This is a genomic window from Sagittula sp. NFXS13 (assembly GCF_040148795.1).
Taxonomy (GTDB): Bacteria; Pseudomonadota; Alphaproteobacteria; order Rhodobacterales; family Rhodobacteraceae; genus Sagittula; species Sagittula marina.
Genome location: NZ_JAGEMH010000002.1, coordinates 48,123 through 62,454, shown reverse-complemented (window position 1 = coordinate 62,454; position 14,332 = coordinate 48,123). Strand labels below are relative to the sequence as shown.

The 14,332-nt window shown below is 54.2% G+C and carries 15 protein-coding genes; 7 read left to right on the top strand and 8 right to left on the bottom strand.

Features of this window, described 5'->3' with window-relative positions; all coding sequences use genetic code 11:
• Nucleotides 1-50: 50 nt before the first annotated feature.
• Nucleotides 51-611, bottom strand: a complete 561-nt coding sequence (locus J4E08_RS04720; RefSeq protein WP_183962327.1) for a nucleotide exchange factor GrpE — start codon at nt 609-611, stop codon at nt 51-53.
• Between the two features lie 3 nt (nt 612-614).
• Nucleotides 615-1,682, bottom strand: coding sequence for a heat-inducible transcriptional repressor HrcA (gene hrcA, locus J4E08_RS04715; protein ID WP_349537509.1), 1,068 nt, complete (start codon nt 1,680-1,682; stop codon nt 615-617).
• A 108-nt stretch (nt 1,683-1,790) separates the two neighbouring features.
• Between hrcA and rph the strand changes: the two genes are divergently transcribed.
• From rph to hemW, 3 genes are read left to right on the top strand one after another with little or no spacing between them, the layout of a single operon-like run.
• Nucleotides 1,791-2,504 (top strand): ribonuclease PH, encoded by a 714-nt coding sequence (gene rph, locus J4E08_RS04710; RefSeq protein ID WP_349537508.1) that lies wholly within the window; start codon nt 1,791-1,793, stop codon nt 2,502-2,504.
• Complete coding sequence (gene rdgB, locus J4E08_RS04705; protein ID WP_349537507.1) at nt 2,504-3,112, top strand: RdgB/HAM1 family non-canonical purine NTP pyrophosphatase; 609 nt, start codon at nt 2,504-2,506, stop codon at nt 3,110-3,112. Before rph ends, rdgB begins: the two co-directional genes overlap by 1 nt.
• The gene (gene hemW / locus J4E08_RS04700) at nt 3,075-4,271 is read left to right on the top strand and encodes a radical SAM family heme chaperone HemW (protein ID WP_349537506.1); all 1,197 of its coding nucleotides are present in this window, start codon (nt 3,075-3,077) and stop codon (nt 4,269-4,271) included. The genes rdgB and hemW overlap by 38 nt, the downstream gene beginning before the upstream one ends.
• On the opposite strand, the gene J4E08_RS04695 is transcribed toward hemW, so the two are convergent.
• From J4E08_RS04695 to rho, 6 genes are read right to left on the bottom strand one after another with little or no spacing between them, the layout of a single operon-like run.
• Entirely contained in the window at nt 4,268-5,176 is a 909-nt protein-coding gene (locus J4E08_RS04695) for a ParB/RepB/Spo0J family partition protein (protein ID WP_349537505.1), read from the bottom strand. The two genes, hemW and J4E08_RS04695, sit on opposite strands and share 4 nt — an antisense overlap.
• A gap of 21 nt (nt 5,177-5,197) precedes the next feature.
• Nucleotides 5,198-6,007 (bottom strand): ParA family protein, encoded by an 810-nt coding sequence (locus J4E08_RS04690; protein ID WP_183962315.1) that lies wholly within the window; start codon nt 6,005-6,007, stop codon nt 5,198-5,200.
• Nucleotides 6,000-6,617: a 16S rRNA (guanine(527)-N(7))-methyltransferase RsmG gene (gene rsmG, locus J4E08_RS04685; protein WP_349537504.1), complete on the bottom strand. Its 618-nt coding sequence runs from the start codon at nt 6,615-6,617 to the stop codon at nt 6,000-6,002. Before rsmG ends, J4E08_RS04690 begins: the two co-directional genes overlap by 8 nt.
• A complete protein-coding gene (mnmG, locus tag J4E08_RS04680) occupies nt 6,617-8,491 on the bottom strand; it encodes a tRNA uridine-5-carboxymethylaminomethyl(34) synthesis enzyme MnmG (RefSeq protein WP_349537503.1) in 1,875 nt (624 codons plus the stop codon). Before mnmG ends, rsmG begins: the two co-directional genes overlap by 1 nt.
• A 3-nt stretch (nt 8,492-8,494) precedes the next feature.
• The gene (gene mnmE / locus J4E08_RS04675; protein WP_349537502.1) at nt 8,495-9,775 is read right to left on the bottom strand and encodes a tRNA uridine-5-carboxymethylaminomethyl(34) synthesis GTPase MnmE; all 1,281 of its coding nucleotides are present in this window, start codon (nt 9,773-9,775) and stop codon (nt 8,495-8,497) included.
• 7 nt (nt 9,776-9,782) lie between these two features.
• Nucleotides 9,783-11,054: a transcription termination factor Rho gene (gene rho, locus J4E08_RS04670; protein WP_183962308.1), complete on the bottom strand. Its 1,272-nt coding sequence runs from the start codon at nt 11,052-11,054 to the stop codon at nt 9,783-9,785.
• Between the two features lie 530 nt (nt 11,055-11,584).
• Here rho and J4E08_RS04665 point away from each other — a divergent pair.
• From J4E08_RS04665 to dnaQ, 4 genes are read left to right on the top strand one after another with little or no spacing between them, the layout of a single operon-like run.
• Complete coding sequence (locus J4E08_RS04665) at nt 11,585-12,184, top strand: Maf family protein (protein ID WP_349537501.1); 600 nt, start codon at nt 11,585-11,587, stop codon at nt 12,182-12,184.
• Nucleotides 12,181-13,014 (top strand): shikimate dehydrogenase, encoded by an 834-nt coding sequence (locus tag J4E08_RS04660; protein WP_349537500.1) that lies wholly within the window; start codon nt 12,181-12,183, stop codon nt 13,012-13,014. Before J4E08_RS04665 ends, J4E08_RS04660 begins: the two co-directional genes overlap by 4 nt.
• Complete coding sequence (gene coaE, locus J4E08_RS04655; protein WP_349537499.1) at nt 13,011-13,604, top strand: dephospho-CoA kinase; 594 nt, start codon at nt 13,011-13,013, stop codon at nt 13,602-13,604. The genes J4E08_RS04660 and coaE overlap by 4 nt, the downstream gene beginning before the upstream one ends.
• Complete coding sequence (dnaQ, locus tag J4E08_RS04650) at nt 13,597-14,328, top strand: DNA polymerase III subunit epsilon (RefSeq protein WP_183962300.1); 732 nt, start codon at nt 13,597-13,599, stop codon at nt 14,326-14,328. Before coaE ends, dnaQ begins: the two co-directional genes overlap by 8 nt.
• Nucleotides 14,329-14,332: the final 4 nt, after the last annotated feature.

Below are 14,332 nucleotides of genomic sequence, written 5' to 3'. Positions count from 1 at the left end.
CGTAAAAAGCCGGGCAAATCGCCCGGCTTTTTCATGTCGAATCTGCTGGCTTACGCCGGGGTCGAACTGACCCCGACCTGCGCCGGGCGCAAGAGGCGATCATAGAGCAGAAAGCCCTCGGTGGAGACTTGAATGATCTCCCCCGCAACGGTGCCCGGTACTGGGGCCTCGAACATGGCTTCGTGCTCTTTGGGATCGAACTTGTCGCCGATTTCGGGGACAATTCGCTTCACTCCGTGACGGTCGAAGACGTTCAAAAGCTCTTTGAGCGTCAACTCCACGCCTTCGACCAACGCGGTTGACGCGCCGGAGTCCGTTTCCTTCGCCGCAAGCAAGGCACGGTTCAAGTTGTCATAAACGGGGAGGAGGTCACGCGCGATGCGCGTTCCGCCGTAGGCTTGCGCCTCCTGACGGTCCTTTGCTGCGCGCTTGCGAGCGTTTTCCGCATCGGCCAAGGCGCGCATGAATTTGTCTTTCATCTCGTCGCGCTCTGCGCGCAGAGCATCAACTTCGACTGCCACGTCGTCCATCTCCTCTTCGTCTTGCGCGTAAGCTTCAGCTTCGGCGCTGTCGATATCGTCGAGGAAGTCTTCTTCTTTCGGATCTGCCATTCTTCACCTCTGGCTCCGGTCGGTGATAAGCTTGCCGACCAGTTGCGCTGTATAATCCACGATCGGAACGATCCGCCCATAGTTCAGACGGGTGGGGCCAATCACCCCGACCGCACCGATAATCTTTCGGTCTGCGTTCATATATGGAGACACCACCAGAGAGGAACCCGAAAGTGAGAAAAGTTTGTTCTCAGACCCAATAAAAATGCGGACTCCCTCGCCATCTTCGGTCAATTCAAGGAATTCGGCGATGTCACGCTTGCGTTCGAGGTCATCAAACAGGCTACGGATTCGGTCCAGCTCCTCTTCGGCGGCTTCATCAATCAGGTTCGCGCGCCCCCGAACGATCAGACGTTCCGTGCGCGTGTCCTGACCGTCCCACACTGCGATACCCGCGTCGATAAGATCCGACGCGAGCGTGTCGATTTCTGTCCGACGGCGCGTGATCTCCGCCTCCATCACTTTTCGAAGACCGGAAAGCGTGCGCCCCTCCACCAGCGAATTGATGAAATTTGCCGCTTCGCGCATCGCAGAGGGCGTGAGTCCCGGCGGCGGCGTAAACACGCGGTTTTCCACATGACCGTCAGCAAAAACGATAACCACAAGCGCGCGTTCCTGAGACAGCGAGACAAATTCTATGTGTTTCAACGGCGCTTCGTGTTTGGGCGTCAGGACCAAAGACGCGCCACGTGTGACCCCGGACAGTGCCGAGCCAACATGATCCAATAACCCACCCACATCGTCGGAGCTGCGCCCGGCGGTCGCGTCCAACGCCTCTCGGTCGAGATTATCCAACTCTCGGACCTCGAGAAGACCGTCAACGAACATCCTCAGGCCTGTTTGCGTCGGAATCCGACCCGCAGAAACATGCGGGCTGTTGAGCAGGCCAAGGTATTCCAGATCTTGCATCACGTTGCGAATCGTCGCGGCAGATACCTTTTCCGTAAGGGTCCGCGTCAAGGTTCGGGAGCCCACTGGCTCGCCGGTGTCCAGATATCCTTCGACCACACGGCGGAACACCTCGCGGGAGCGAGCGTTCATCTGTGCCAGAAGATCATTTGTCTGGGTCATTGGTATCCCTTCAAGGGCCATTAAAGAGGACATGCGCGTGGCGTCAATCGGGGTTGCGCTTTACTCGGTGCCCTGTCTATCCCGATAGGGACAATGAAAGGATACACCATGCGACCGTCAGGAAGAGAATTAAGCGAAATGCGCGCGGTTTCAATCGAAACCGGGGTGACGAAGCACGCCGAAGGGTCGTGCATGATCAAGATGGGCGACACGCATGTGCTGTGTACCGCATCGCTGGAGCCACGAGTGCCGCCATTCATCAAAGGGTCGGGGCAGGGCTGGGTGACCGCAGAATACGGAATGTTGCCGCGGTCCACCACATCACGAATGCGCCGTGAATCCACGATGGGCAAGCAAGGCGGCCGCACGGTCGAAATCCAGCGCCTGATCGGTCGCGCGTTGCGCGCCGGTGTGGATCGCAACGCGCTTGGCGAACGTCAGATCACAGTGGATTGCGACGTCATTCAAGCGGATGGCGGAACCCGTTGTGCATCTATCACCGGCGGTTGGGTGGCACTCCGTCTGGCCGTAAACAAATTGATCAAAGCGGGCGATATCGTCACTGATCCGCTGGTGTCGCCTGTGGCCGCGGTGTCCTGTGGCATCTACGCCGGGCAGCCGATTTTGGACCTCGACTACCCCGAGGACAGCGAAGCTGGTGTGGATGGAAACTTCATCCTGCGTGGCGATGGTGCTCTGATCGAAGTCCAGATGAGCGCTGAAGGCTCCGTTTTTTCTCGCGCACAGATGGATGACTTGATGGGCCTCGCCGAAAAGGGTGCGGCTGAACTGGTGGCGGCGCAAAAGGCCGCGGTAAGCTGATGCGGGAACAAATTGGCGACAAGCTGCTGGTGGCGACGCACAACCAAGGCAAGCTGGACGAAATCAAGGCTCTGCTGGAGCCCTTTGGCGTGACCTGTGTTGGCGCAAAGGAAATGGGCCTTCCAGAGCCAGAGGAAACCGGCACGACCTTCATTGAAAATGCCCGGATCAAGGCGCATGCTGCGGCACAGGCCACCGGCTTGCCCGCACTTTCCGACGACAGTGGGATCGAAATCGACGCACTGGACAAGGCACCCGGTGTCTACACCGCCGACTGGGCCGAAACGCCCAATGGGAGAGATTTCGTCATGGCCATGACGAAGGCGCACGACAAGCTGGTCGAGAAGGGCGCAGCGGAACCTTGGACCGCGCGGTTCTGCTGTACTTTGGTTTTGGCATTGACCGATGGCAGCGATCATGTCTTCCCCGGTGTCATGGAGGGACAAGTGGTCTGGCCGATGCGCGGGGCACAGGGGCACGGATACGACCCCATCTTCGTCCCCGAAGGCTTTGACATCACTTTTGGTGAAATGGACCGTTGGAAAAAGAACGAGATCAGCCACCGTGCTGATGCGTTCAAGAAGTTCGTCGACGGCTGTTTTGCCTGAGGTCGTGCTCGAAAACTGGCAGCAGGGGGGCTTTGGGCTATACGTTCACTGGCCCTTCTGCGAAGCCAAGTGCCCCTACTGTGACTTCAACAGCCACGTGGTCAGTAAAATCGACCAAACCCGATGGGCCAACGCCCTCGCTGCCGAGGTTCGCCGCGTCGCCGCCGAGGTGCCCGGGCGGGTCTTGACCTCCATTTTCTTTGGCGGTGGCACGCCATCTCTCATGGCGTCTGAAACGGTGGCGCAGGTGATCGACGCCGCGCGGGACTGCTGGACCTTTTCAAACAACATAGAAATTTCTCTGGAGGCCAACCCACGATCCGTCGAAGCCGCGCGCTTTGAGGGCTACGCGAGGGCAGGCGTCAATCGCGTGTCTCTTGGAGTGCAGTCCTTGCGTGCACCCGATCTTAAGAAGCTGGGCCGCTTGCATGACGTCAACGAAGCTCGGGCCGCTTTCGGCATCGCACGCGAAGTGTTCGACAGGGTGAGCTTCGACCTGATCTATGCCCGTCAGGGCCAAAGCCTTCGCGACTGGGAAGTCGAGCTTCGAGAAGCCTTGGACATGGCTGTGGATCACTTCTCGCTCTATCAATTGACGTTGGAGCCAGGGACTGCGTTTTGGGATCGAGCGGAACGCGGTGGGCTACGCGGGCTTCCAAGTGAAGATCTTGGCGCGGATATGTATGATCTGACGCAAGAGGTCTGCGCCGCAGCGGGCATGTCCGCATATGAGGTATCCAATCATGCGCGTCCCGGTGCGGAGTCGCGCCATAATCTGGTCTACTGGCGCTATGGAGACTGGATGGCTGTGGGCCCTGGCGCGCATGGTCGTTTCACGACACCATCGGGCCGCCAGGAAACGGTCGCCCATAAAATGCCCGGAGCCTGGTTGGCTGCCGCGGAACGTGGGAACGGAGAAGAAACCCGACTGATTGCGCCGTCCGATGAACAGGCCGCGGAATACCTCATCATGGGTCTTCGGCTGAACGAAGGTATAGATTTGCCCAAGCTCCACCGCATGTCGAACGATTTTGCAACAGAGGACCAGATCAAGGGTTTGTCCGAGATGGGTCTGGTTGCATCTGACACCTCTCGGCTGTGGGCAACGCCGAGAGGTCGATTGGTTTTGAACAGCGTGATCGAAAAGTTGGTACCTTAACGATGCGTGCTGAGCAGAGCACAGAGTGTATCCAGGTCCTCTAGACTCTCGTAGGATATCGAAACGCGACCCTTCTCAGACCCCGCTTTGTGATCGATAAACACTTTCATACCCAAAGCAGCAGATAGATCTCCTTCAAGAGCCTTGGTGTCCGCATCTTTTCCGACATTGACCCCACCTTCAACCGAAGGTTTTTTCGGCTTTTCAGGGTTCGGGCCAGACTTGACCAGCTTCTCCGTTTCACGAACGGAGAGGCCCTTCTCCGCAATGGTCCTTGCCAATTCCTCAGGGTTTGGCGCAGTGATCAATGCGCGCGCGTGCCCGGCGCTAAGGGTCCCTTGCGACACCATATCCTGAACTGTCTCTGGCAGATTCAACAGACGCATCAGGTTGGCGATATGCGACCGTGATTTACCCAAGGCTTCAGCTAGCTTTTCTTGGGTGTGTCCAAATTTGAACATGAGTTGACGAAACCCGGCGGCTTCCTCAATCGGGCTCAGGTCCGCGCGTTGAATGTTCTCGATGATGGCGATTTCAAGAACTTCGGTGTCGTTGAAGTCCCGGATAAGAACCGGAACCTCGTGCAGCTTCGCCATCTGGGAGGCCCGCCAGCGGCGTTCACCCGCGACAATCTCATACATCCCCTCCGCTTTGGGATCGGGCCGCACAATGAGTGGCTGAATGACACCTTTGGTCCGGATAGAATTGGCCAGATCCTCAAGATGCTCCGGCGTGAAAACGCGACGCGGCTGGTCTGGGTTGGGGCGAAGAGATTCAATGGGAAGTTGCCGATCGGCTCGACGCGGCGCTTCCGTTGGTCCAGTGTCCTCAGCTGGGGCCACGTCTGCCATAAGCGCTGAAAGGCCTCGACCAAGCCCCCGACGCGTGTCTTTCTTCTCTGCCATAGTGGCCTCCTTCGCGCGCATTTATGCAGCGCGCTTGTCGTTCTTTTTGATAAGTTCTTCTGCGAGCGCTCTATACGCTTTTGCGCCCTTTGACGCGGTATCGTATGCGAGAACGGGCAGCGCATAAGACGGCGCTTCACTGACACGAACGTTGCGCGGGATGACAGTGTCGAACACCAATTCCCCGAGGTTCGCACGCGCATCGGCTTCCACATGTTGGGAAAGGTTATTGCGTGCGTCATACATCGTGAGAACAATCCCCTCAATTCGAAGCGCTTGGTTAGCTGTCTGCCTGACTTCTCGGACAGTCAGCATGAGTTGAGACAGACCTTCCAATGCAAAAAATTCACTTTGAAGCGGGACGAGGACGGAATGAGACGCCACCATTGCGTTAACAGTCAGCAGGTTCAGGGACGGCGGACAATCGATCAAGATCACATCGAATTGAAACGCATCCATTGCCGGTTGACGCAAAGCGTCGTGCAGCAAAAAGCTGCGCTTTTCATTGGCAATCAGTTCCATATCTGCAGAACTCAGATCGACCGTTGCAGGGATCAGATGTAGCCCATCCGTCCCGGTCGGAAGGATAACATCCTCCAGCGCTGCATCGTCAACCAACAGCTCGTACGTGGTGAGTTCACGATCCTCAATCTCGATACCCAGACCAGTGGAAGCATTCCCCTGCGGGTCCAGGTCCACAATCAGGACTTTCTGACCCATTTCGCAGAGCGCCGCACCGAGGTTAATTGTCGTGGTGGTTTTACCCACGCCGCCTTTTTGGTTCGCAACGGCGATGATTTTCGGCGCGCTAGAACGCAATGGATCAGTCATGTGAGATGTCTCGCAAATGCAGGATGACAGCGTCGGAGTCTGTCTGACTTGTATGCGCAGTATATTCGAATTTCCATTCCGTGTGTGCATCTTCGAGCTCTTTTCCCCAGGTTTTTCCTTTTAGAAAGAGGGCACATCCGGAAGGCTGAAGATGTCGATAAGCGAAGTTACATAAAAGCGGAAGCGGTGCCAGTGCGCGGGCCGTTGCGACATCACAACCCAACGGCTCAATCTGTTCTATCCGCTTTGCGATCACTGTCGCTGAGACCGACGTTTCGCGCAAAACTGTACGCAAAAAACTCGCTTTCCGCTGGTCCGCTTCAATCAATGTGATGTTCATCTCAGGCATTAATTCAGTGGCAATAATAGCCAGCACGAGACCAGGAAAGCCACCACCGGATCCGAAATCCACAACGCTCTTGGCGTGCTTCGGCAGCAAAGCGAATACCTGGGCTGAATCGTAAAAGTGACGGTTCTCGGCTTCGCTCAGAGTTTTTGCCGATATCAAGTTTATTCTAGGGTTCCACTTTTTTACGAGTTCCAAATAGTGGCCCAGCCGCTCCAGTGTTTCACGTGAAACATCCAGGCCAGCGATAGAACTCAAGGACATCAAGCTGACTTTCTGACAGAGTGACGAAGTTTAGCCAAAACCAACATCAGACCGGCCGGTGTCATGCCCTCGATCCTTGAAGCTTGGGCAATACTCTCGGGACGGACCGCTTCCAGTTTGGCGCGAAGTTCATTCGAAAGGCTTGAAACACTAGAGTAATCAAAATCCACGGGAATGCTCAACGCTTCATCACGCTTAAGAATTTCGACATCCCGAGATTGGCGGTCAAGGTAGTTGGCGTACAGAGCTTCCTTTTCAATCTGCGCTGAAATGTCTTCTGATATTGCAGACAAAGCATTGGAGCCTTTTGCAATCTGGGCAAAGCTGCAGTCCTTTAGGGACAGGAGCTGATAGGCTGACCGCCGTGTCCCGTCTAGGTTGACGGCAACACCCAATTCCCGAGCTTCCTTCGGCGTAAACATCAAATCGTTCAGGAGGTCGCGAGCTTTTTCAAGGTCTTCCTGCTTCTTAACAAAGGCCTGAGTCCTCTCTTCGGAAATGCACCCGATTTTCATGGCCAGAGGCGTCAAACGCTGATCAGCGTTATCGGCCCGAAGAGAAAGCCGAAATTCCGCGCGACTGGTAAACATACGATATGGCTCAGTCACTGACCGTGTGGTCAGGTCGTCGATCATCACGCCTATATAACTGTCGGTCCTGCTGAATCGAATTGGATCTCGATCAAGCGCTTTTGCAGCTGCGTTAAGCCCTGCAACAGTCCCCTGTGCGGCAGCTTCCTCGTACCCGGTTGTTCCATTGATTTGGCCAGCTAAAAACAAACCACCTACTGATTTCACCTCCAATGTAGAAGACAAACTTCTAGGGTCAACAAAGTCATATTCTATAGCATATCCGGGTTGGAGAATGGTGACGCTTTCAAGGCCTGCCATACTCCGAACATAGCTTTCCTGAACCTCGGCAGGCAAAGAGGTGGAAATGCCATTAGGATAGACAACGTCTGTGTCCAATCCTTCAGGTTCAAGAAAGACCTGGTGCGAAGTCTTCTCGGCGAATCTGACGATTTTGTCTTCAATTGACGGGCAATAGCGAGGACCCACACCATCAATGTGCCCCCCGTACATTGCAGATTTACCGAGGTTCTCTCGTATAATTTCGTGTGTTTCTTCGTTCGTGTGTGTGATCCCACAGGAGATTTGTCGCGCAGCCGGCCGTGTCGACAAAAATGAAAACATGACGGGATCGAAATCCCCTGGTTGCGCCTCCAAAGCGTCCCAGCGGATTGTGTTCCCGTCCAACCTTGGCGGTGTACCCGTCTTTAGACGTCCCAGAGGAAGTCCAAAATCGTCGATACGTTCAGCCAAAGTCAGAGAAGCCTTGTCACCCATTCGACCACCGGAATAGTTTACATCCCCGATATGGATAAGGCCTCGTAAAAAAGTTCCGGTTGTTAACACAACCGCGCGCGCAAAAATTTTCGTTCCGTCTGCTAAAACAATCCCTGAGACGTCAGGCCCGCTCAATATTAAGTCTGAAACCTCACCCTCAATGATATCCAAGTTTTGTTTTTCATGCAGAGCTTTGGTCATCGCGGAGGCATAGCGCTTCCGATCAGCTTGAGCGCGCGGGCCTTGGACGGCGGGCCCCTTTCGACGATTGAGTAGACGAAATTGAATACCCGCGAAGTCAGCAACGCGACCCATCAAACCGTCGAGCGCATCAATCTCGCGAACGAGGTGGCCTTTACCAAGTCCGCCAATTGCCGGATTACAAGACATAACCCCAATATCGGACAGTTTCAGCGTCACAAGTGCGGTGCGTACTCCCATACGAGAAGCCGCTGAAGCCGCGTCAGCACCTGCGTGCCCGGCACCGATTACAAGAACGTCGTAGTTCGATTGTTTCACGTGAAACACTCCTCACTTACCGATGCAGAAAGACGAGAAAATCTCATCTAACAGGTCCTCTACGTTGATTTTACCAACCAGGGTCTCAAGGTATCTGATGGCCACACGGATATCTTCACTCACAAGATCAGCTTGAAAATTCTCATCTAAAAGTTCGGTTAACGCACGATCTATATACGATATACTGAGACCAAGATTTTCTCTGTGTCGGGCACGAGATGCTAAGCCCGCATTGGCAACACGCCCGGACAGTACAGACTTAACATTATCTAGCAGGACTGAAACACCAAATCCCGAATGACCAGATACGCCCTTAGGATGCCCATGGTCCTGCTTGGGAACCAAAACTATATCTTCTTTTTGAACAGGGAGGAGGAGCTCTTCTTCATTTCTGGCAAGGTGTATCCGCAGATCCGCAGCTGATGCGCGATCTTTCGCGCGCTTTACACCAATTTGCTCGACAACATCGGAGGTCTCACGCAATCCGGCAGTGTCGAGGAATGTCACTGCCAGACCAAGAATATCCATTCGGACTTCGATGACATCGCGTGTGGTGCCAGCAACATCTGACGTAATAGCCGCTTCGCGTCCTGCCAGATAGTTGAGAAGTGTCGACTTCCCAGCGTTGGGCGGACCAACAATCGCCACCTCGAAACCTGAACGAATGCGTTCTGCTGCATCGACGCCGGAATGTTCGGTTTCCAAGTCCGCTTTTACTGAGGAGAGCAGAGAAACGACTTCATCAGACACATCGTAAGGAACATCTTCATCGACAAAGTCAATCGTTGCTTCAAGCAACGCTGCGGCACGAACCAACTTAGCGCGCCATTCAATGACCTTATCTGACAGCGCTCCGGTCAGAACCTGGATCGCTTGCTTCCTTTGCGCTTCCGTTTCAGCATCGATCAAGTCTGACAATGCTTCGACTTGGGTCAGATCTAGTTGACCATTATCAAGCGCTCTCCGAGTAAACTCGCCAGGTTGAGCCATTCTGTAAGACGGAAGTTTGCTCAGAAACGATAAAACGGCATTTACCACGGAAATACTTCCGTGGAGATGGAATTCGGCAATGCGCTCGCCAGTGAAGCTAGCACCTTCCTCAAAAACGACAATCATCGCTTGATCGAGAAATATGCCAGCTTCGTCTTTTAACGTACGCAGGCTTGTCGTTCGCGCCGGGGGAACTTTCCCCGCCAGCCGCTCGACCGACGTCCACGCATCTGGTCCAGATACGCGCAATACGGCGACCCCCGCCTTTCCAGGCGCGGAGGCCAAGGCAAAGATCGTATCCATATTTGCCTCAGCTGTTCATAGAGTCGAAAAACTCTGAATTTGTCTTGGTTTGCTTAAGCTTCGAAATCAGGAACTCAACAGCATCGGTAGTGCCCATGGGGTTCAGGATCCGACGCAACACGAAGGTCTTTTGAAGGTCAACTTTGTCGACCAACAGTTCCTCTTTCCGAGTACCTGACTTGAGAATATCCAGGGCCGGGAAGACGCGCTTGTCTGCGACCTTTCGATCGAGAACGATCTCAGAGTTGCCTGTACCTTTGAATTCTTCAAAGATCACTTCGTCCATGCGCGAACCCGTATCGATCAGCGCCGTGGCAATAATCGTCAGCGATCCGCCTTCCTCAATGTTACGTGCCGCACCAAAGAAACGTTTTGGGCGTTGCAGGGCGTTTGCATCCACACCGCCAGTCAAAACTTTGCCAGAAGATGGCACAACTGTGTTGAACGCCCTACCAAGTCTAGTGATCGAATCCAGGAGGATCACTACATCTCGCTTATGTTCAACAAGACGCTTGGCTTTTTCAATAACCATCTCAGAAACGGCAACGTGACGATCCGCAGGTTCGTCGAAGGTAGACGAGACGACCTCACCTTTAACTGAGCGTTGCATGTCCGTGACTTCTTCAGGACGTTCGTCGATCAACAGAACGATCAAGTAACACTCTGGATGGTTTTTCTCGATCGAGTTGGCGATGTTCTGGAGCAGTACTGTCTTGCCTGTTCGCGGCGGGGCCACGATCAAGCTTCGTTGGCCTTTGCCAATCGGAGCGACGAGATCGATGATACGGGCAGAACGGTCTCTGATCGTCGGGTCTTCAACTTCCATTTTCAGGCGCTCATCTGGATAGAGCGGGGTAAGGTTGTCGAAGGCAATCTTGTGACGGGCCTTGTCCGGATCTTCGAAGTTGATCCGTGCAACTGAGATCAAAGCGAAATAACGCTCTTCTCCATCGGGGGCTTTAATTTCGCCTTCGATGCTGTCGCCAGTGCGAAGCGAGAATTTACGGATCATATCGGGCGAGACGTAGATGTCGTCGGGACCAGGCAAGTAGTTTGCTTCAGGCGACCTAAGAAATCCAAACCCGTCCTGCAAAACTTCCAGAACACCGTCGCCAAAGATCTGCCAGCCATCATCCGCGCGTTCGCGGAGAATCTGGAACATCATCTCGCCCTTACGCATGGTCGAGGCGTTCTCGATCTCCAACTCTTCTGCCATCGACAGAAGGACTTTGGGACTTTGTGCCTTGAGATCGGCGAGGTTGAGCTTTTCTTCGGTCATGAAACACCTCACGCCAAGCCATGCGGCAGCGTGCTTTCTTGGTAGACTGGGAGAGTTTGATCCAGAACAGGAACAAGCGTTCAGGTAAAGGTCATGAGCTCGTCCGTCAATGCTCAAGTTCGAGAGCCTATCTTCCTTAAAGAATAAAGAATTTAGAAAGGTTTTTGATGTTCGTTGTGCGAGCTGTTTCTGTGGATACTTGGCATATCAACACGAATGTTAACAGGTTGTAAGTCTGAGGATAAAGTGGGGGGAAGGCTTGTGAACGTCATCTTGAAAAATACAAAATTTACAATGATTTCAGCCGCTTAAAGAGAATTTATTTTTTGTCTTCTGGCATGGATAAATCTGTGGGGTGGTGCTCCCTCACAGAGAAGTTCTCTCCTCATCAGTTATCCGTATCCACAGACGTACAGAAGATGTGAGAGGCGGCACAAGGTAGGGCTTTGCCCACACGCTTGCATGTTTAGGGAATTTTCCTCAAAACCATCATCAGACAACCGCACACGTTTATGCAAAGACTTACCCACATGAAAGTGGACTTGATCCTCGCTTCCAGTTCGTCAATCCGCCGCGAAATGCTCGAATCGGCGGGCCTTGTGGTTGAGTGCCAGCCAGCATCTATCGACGAAAAGACGATTAAAGAATCGCTCTTGTTTGAAGAAGCCTCGCCTAGAGATGTTGCCGATACGTTAGCAGAGGCGAAGGCACGCAAAATTTCCGCTCGAATACCGAGTGCTCTAGTTCTCGGCTGTGATCAGGTCTTGGAAGTGGAACAGTCTCTCCTGTCTAAACCTGAGACGCGAGATGATGCGCGCGAGCAGTTGCTCCGGCTTCGGGGAAAGACACATCGGTTGCTGTCTGCAGCTGTCATTTACGACGGTGGTGAACCGGTGTGGCGACACATTGGGATCGCGCGGCTTGGGATGCGAGCATTTTCAGACGAATATCTTGAAGCCTATCTTGACCGAAACTGGCCTGACGTTGGATCGTCGGTCGGAGGATACAAGCTAGAGAAAGAAGGTGTGCGTCTGTTTTCGCACATACAAGGCGACAATTTCACAATCCTCGGTCTGCCTCTGGTTGAGCTTTTGAACTATCTTTCGCTAAGAGGAGCCATTTCCGCATGAGTCTTCACCGCATTCCTTTGGCAGGTGTCATTGGCTCGCCTGTGGCGCATTCGCGGTCGCCGCGTTTGTTCAGTCATTGGCTTCGAAAATTTGGTATTCCCGGGCACTATGTCCCGATGGAGATTGCAGAAGACAAGTTGGAGGCAGCGCTGCGTAGTTTGCCGGACCTCGGATTTGTTGGCGCAAATGTGACCATTCCACACAAAGAAACGGTGATGGAGATCGCGGATCATGTATCTGAGCGCGCCACTCTGATCGGAGCTGCCAATACATTGGTTTTGAAGGAAGACGGGAGCATCCACGCGGACAACACCGACGGCTTTGGTTTCATCGAAAACCTGCGCCAAGGCGCGCCCGGTTGGGATCCTACGACCGGACCAGCCGCTGTCTTTGGGGCAGGGGGAGCATGTCGGGCGGTCATTGCCTCGTTGATTGATGTCGGCGTTCCGGAAATTCGCTTATCCAACCGCTCACGGGATCGGGCAGAGCAGTTGCGCCAGGACTTCGGCGATACGATTGTTGTTTATGATTGGGTGCAGGCTGGGAATATAGTCGAAGATTGCGCCACGGTGGTGAACACAAGTTCCCTTGGGATGACCGGTAAACCGGAATTCCGCGTGCCGCTTGATGCGTTAACGTCAGGCATGGTTGTGACGGACCTTGTTTACACTCCTTTGCAAACACGCCTGTTGGCCGAGGCAGAGGCGGCAGGCTGCACAGTGGTCGACGGATTGGGGATGCTATTGCACCAGGCCGTGCCGGGCTTTGAACGATGGTTTGGCACCAGACCCGAGATTGACGAAGAAACCCGCGCTGCCGTACTTCGATGAAATATCGGCTGGGTCTGACAGGCTCTATCGGCATGGGTAAATCCACAACCGCCCGGCTGTTTGCGGAGGTGGGGTGTGCTGTTTGGGATGCAGACGCCGCGGTTCATCGACTCTATGGTCTTGGCGGTGCCGCGGTTCCACTTATCTCAGAGCGGTTTCCAGAAGCGGTGAAGGCGGGGCAGGTGGATCGCAGTGTTCTGAAGGCCTTGATTGCAAAGGACAGTGGAGCGCTGGCAGGGTTGGAAGCTATCGTACATCCGCTTGTCCAAGAAGATCGTGTTCATTTCATGACGGAAGCGAAACAGGATATCGGCGTTTTCGATATTCCATTGCTGTTTGAAACCGGTGGTGACGCAGAGATGGATGCCACGGCCTGCGTCTCGGTTTCACGTGAAACGCAACGTGCACGAGTCCTCGCTCGTGGCACAATGACTGTGGCAGATCTTGAGCGGATCCTGGCGCGTCAGATGCCGAATGAAGACAAATGCACGCGCGCCAATTGGGTGATAGAGACAGACACAATGGAACATGCCCGCGCTCAGGTGCAGGCTATCGTTGCCGAGATTGAGGAGACCCTATCCCATGCGTGAAATCGTACTCGACACAGAGACGACCGGCTTCGAACCCGAGCAGGGGGACCGTATCGTTGAAATCGGTGCCGTTGAACTTTTCAATCATATGCCCACAGGTAAGACCTATCACCAGTACATTAACCCTGAGCGCGGTATGCCGGACGAAGCTTTTGGTGTGCATGGCATCGGTCCAGACCTGTTGTCTTCGCCGCGTCCGGCGGAGCCGGGTGAGGTCACCCTCAAGGACAAACCGCTTTTTGCAGAAATTGCTGACGATTTTTTAAAATTCGTTGGTAGCGATGCGAAGTTGGTCATCCACAATGCCAGCTTTGATATGAAATTCCTCAATGCGGAGCTTCGGTGGAGCAAGCGCCGCTTGCTACCGAGTGAGATCGCTATCGACACACTAGGTATGGCGCGCAGGAAATATCCCGGGTCTCCGGCCACGCTCGACGCGTTATGCCGACGGTTTTCCATCGATAACACAGCAAGAACACTGCACGGTGCTTTGCTCGACTCGGAGATTTTGGCGGAAGTTTATCTCGAACTGATTGGGGGAAAGCAGCCGGATTTTGGTCTGAGTGCGGTGCAGGAAACGGCGGGTGCCAGTGATCTGGACAGCAATTGGCGTCCCCAACCGCGCCCGACGCCTTTGCCATCGCGTTTGTCGGACAGCGAAAAGGCGGCTCACGCCGCCTTTGTCGAAACTCTTGGGGATGCTGCTCTTTGGCTGAAGAGCTGATCCC